Source organism: Aeromicrobium sp., from assembly GCF_036676885.1.
In the GTDB taxonomy this organism is placed as follows: domain Bacteria; phylum Actinomycetota; class Actinomycetes; order Propionibacteriales; family Nocardioidaceae; genus Aeromicrobium.
Map to the genome: position 1 here is coordinate 1 of NZ_JAKFCB010000167.1, position 2,922 is coordinate 2,922.

At 68.8% G+C, this 2,922-nt stretch carries 3 protein-coding genes and 1 pseudogene; 2 read left to right on the plus strand and 2 right to left on the minus strand.

The features are described 5' to 3' along the window. Positions 1 to 3: 3 nt before the first annotated feature. Positions 4 to 471 (minus strand): winged helix-turn-helix transcriptional regulator, encoded by a 468-nt coding sequence (locus tag V6M46_RS08105; protein WP_332663599.1) that lies wholly within the window; start codon positions 469 to 471, stop codon positions 4 to 6. A gap of 82 nt (positions 472 to 553) precedes the next feature. On the opposite strand from V6M46_RS08105, the gene V6M46_RS08110 reads away from it, so the two are divergent. Together V6M46_RS08110 and V6M46_RS08115 are read left to right on the plus strand one after the other, a co-directional pair. Then, positions 554 to 1,057: a PaaI family thioesterase gene (locus V6M46_RS08110; RefSeq protein ID WP_332663601.1), complete on the plus strand. Its 504-nt coding sequence runs from the start codon at positions 554 to 556 to the stop codon at positions 1,055 to 1,057. 42 nt (positions 1,058 to 1,099) lie between these two features. Further along, complete coding sequence (locus V6M46_RS08115) at positions 1,100 to 2,419, plus strand: ATP-dependent 6-phosphofructokinase (protein ID WP_332663603.1); 1,320 nt, start codon at positions 1,100 to 1,102, stop codon at positions 2,417 to 2,419. A gap of 56 nt (positions 2,420 to 2,475) precedes the next feature. Here the strand turns inward: V6M46_RS08115 and V6M46_RS08120 are convergent. Continuing rightward, positions 2,476 to 2,922: pseudogene (locus V6M46_RS08120) on the minus strand (thioredoxin reductase); the annotation flags it as partial.

Sequence of the window (2,922 nt, forward strand, 5' to 3'; positions counted from 1 at the left end):
CGCTCAACCTGCCAGCTTCGCGCCGGCGAGCGGCACCAGCTCGGCACGGGTCGACGTCTCGATCTCGTGCCCCGCGGCGCACGTGAGGTGGGCGTGTATCTCGGCGCCGCAGTCACGGTGACGCAACGACATCGGCGGCCCGTCCTCGCCTGACCGGTGCGCGTCGCCCCAGTCCATCAGCGCGACCATCACGGTGCGCAGGTCACGGCCGGCCGGCGTCAAGGCGTACTCGTGACGCGTGCGCGCACCCTCCGACTGGTAGGCCCGCCGCTCGACGATCCCCTCGTCGACGAGCAGCGCCAGGCGCTTCGACAGGACGTCGCGGGCGACGCCGAGGTGCTGCTGCAGCGCGTCGAACCGGCGCACGCCGTTGAAGAGGTTGCGGACGACCAGGACCGACCAGCGGTCACCGAGGATCTGCGCCGTCTTCGCGATCGAGCAGGTGGCCGAGTCGTAGTCGGTCATGGGCATACGCACTCCAAGGTGACTGGCTGAGTCTGGATTTCCAACTCAGATGCTACGCTCATCTCCTCCGTACGAGAAGAGGCGCGACATGACCGAGCTCGACCAGGCAGCCCAGCAGAAGACCATCAGCTGGGTCGACCCGCGGCCCCAGGCGGCCGAGGCCCTGACGATGTCGGGCCTCGACTACCTGCAAGCCATGATCGACGGCACGATCCCGGCGCCGCCGATCGCGAGCCACATCAACCTCGAGATGGTGAGCGTCGCGCCAGGTGTCGCCAACATGGCCGCGACTCCCGACGAGTCGCACTACAACCCGATCGGCTCGGTGCACGGAGGCTTCGCGGCAACGCTGCTCGACTCGGTGTGCGGGTGCGCGGTCCAGTCGACGCTGCCGGCCGGCGTGGCGTACACGTCGCTCGACCTCAGCGTCAGCTTCCTGCGCGGCATGACCAGTGAGACGGGCCGTGTGACCGCCCAGGGCCGGGTCACCAAGCCCGGTTCGCGCGCGGCGTTCGTCGAGGCGGAGATCAAGGATGCCGCAGGTCGCGTGCTCGCCACCGCGACGTCAACCTGTCTCGTGTTCACTCCCTGAATCCCGGTAAAACCTGAGGATATCCTCGGATACCATTGTCGGGTGGTTTCGCTCTCCGATCTCCAGGTCCGCTCGCTCGGTGCATGCACCGTCGACTCGCCTCTCGCGCTCTACGTCGAGGGGCGTACGACCAATGAGTACTACGTCGGCGAGACCGACCGGATCCTCTACGACGACACCCTCGAGCTGATCGCATCGCGCGGTGTGCCGCTCGAAGAGCTGCCGACTTTCGAGTCCGGCGGACCGCGCCAGAAGATCTTCTTCGACCCCGCCACGACCAAGGTCGGCGTCGTCACGTGCGGTGGCCTGTGCCCCGGGCTCAACGACGTCATCCGCGCCATCGTGCTCGAGCTCAACACCCACTACGGCGTACGCGATGTTGTCGGATTCCAGCACGGATACGCCGGGCTCATCGAGTCCAACGGCCACGACGTCGTCGAGCTGACGCCCGAGTTCGTGTCGCGCATCAGTGAGCGCGGCGGCACGATCCTCGGGTCATCGCGCGGCGCCCAGGACCCCGTCGCAATCGTCGACCGGCTCGTCGAGCTCGACATCGACATCCTCATGGTCATCGGCGGCGACGGTTCGATGCGCGGCGCCCACAACATCGGCGCGGAGATCGCCGCGCGCGGCCTCACGATCGGCGTCGTCGGGGTGCCCAAGACGATCGACAACGACATTCCCCACATCGGGCAGAGCTTCGGCTTCTCCACCGCGTTCGCCAAGGCCGCCGAGTCGATCAAGGCGGCGCGCGTCGAGGTGGAGGCGGCCGTCGGCGGCGTCGGCATCGTCAAGGTCATGGGCCGCCATGCCGGGTTCATCGCGTGTTATGCCGCGCTCGCCAACCACGACGCCGATTTCGTGCTGATCCCCGAGGTCGGGTTCTCGCTCGACGGCGACAACGGGCTGCTGGCTCTGCTCGAGCGCCGGGTCGCCGAGCGCGGCAGCGCCGTCATCGTGCTCGCCGAAGGCGCCGGCCAGGACCTCATCCCCGCCAGCGACCGCCGCGACGCCAGCGGCAATGCGGTCCTCGGTGACATCGCGGGCTTCCTGCGCGAGCAGATCAGCAAGGACTTCGCCAACCGCAGCCAGCCGCTGACGATGCGCTACTTCAACCCCGGCTACGCGATCCGGTCGGTCCCGGCGGACGCATCGGACTCGGTCTACTGCGCGCGCCTGGCCCAGACCGCGGTCCACGCCGCGATGGCCGGACGTACGGACATGGTCGTCGGCCGCCGTCGCCACCGCTTCGTCCACGTACCGATCCCGTTTGTCACCTCCGGCTCGCACAGCGTCTCCCCCGACGGCGACCTGTGGCTGTCGGTGCTGGAGAGCACGGCGCAGCCCTTCAGCATGTGCTGAGGTCCTCCCTCACTTGAGCGGTGACCTGGCGTCCACTTCGGGCGCGTGACTGGACGCTAACTCACCGCTCCTGCCGCCGGGGACCACTCGTCCTCGATGAGGCTGGCGTTGAGCATGGCTCCGACCTTGGCTCCCGTGGCCGAGGCCGAGATGACCTGTGACCCGGCGTCGGCGACGTTGCCGACAGCCCAGAGACCGGGCACGTTGGTCGCACCCGTGGGGTCCGTCGCGACGACCGGACCGAGCGGTGTCTCGGTCATCGCCAGGTCGAACCCGGCGAACGCCTCGAGGTTGAGCGTCATCGCCGGGGCCACGAACACCGCGTCGACCTCGTGGAGCGCGCCGTCTGCATCCCGTACGCCCCACAGCGCGCCGTCGTGGCGAGCCACCTCGGCGACCGGCCCGTCGACGACCCGGAGACCTCGCGCCGCGAACAGCCGGCGCTCGTCGGCGTCGAGCTCGATGGTGTCGTTGAGGAAGAACACGACGTCGTCGGACCACTG

Excerpts from the sequence above, each read along its gene's own strand:
- V6M46_RS08105 (WP_332663599.1), bottom strand. The coding sequence starts at position 471 with ATGCCCATGACCGACTACGACTCGGCCACCTGCTCGATCGCGAAGACG.
- V6M46_RS08110 (WP_332663601.1), top strand. The coding sequence starts at position 554 with ATGACCGAGCTCGACCAGGCAGCCCAGCAGAAGACCATCAGCTGGGTC.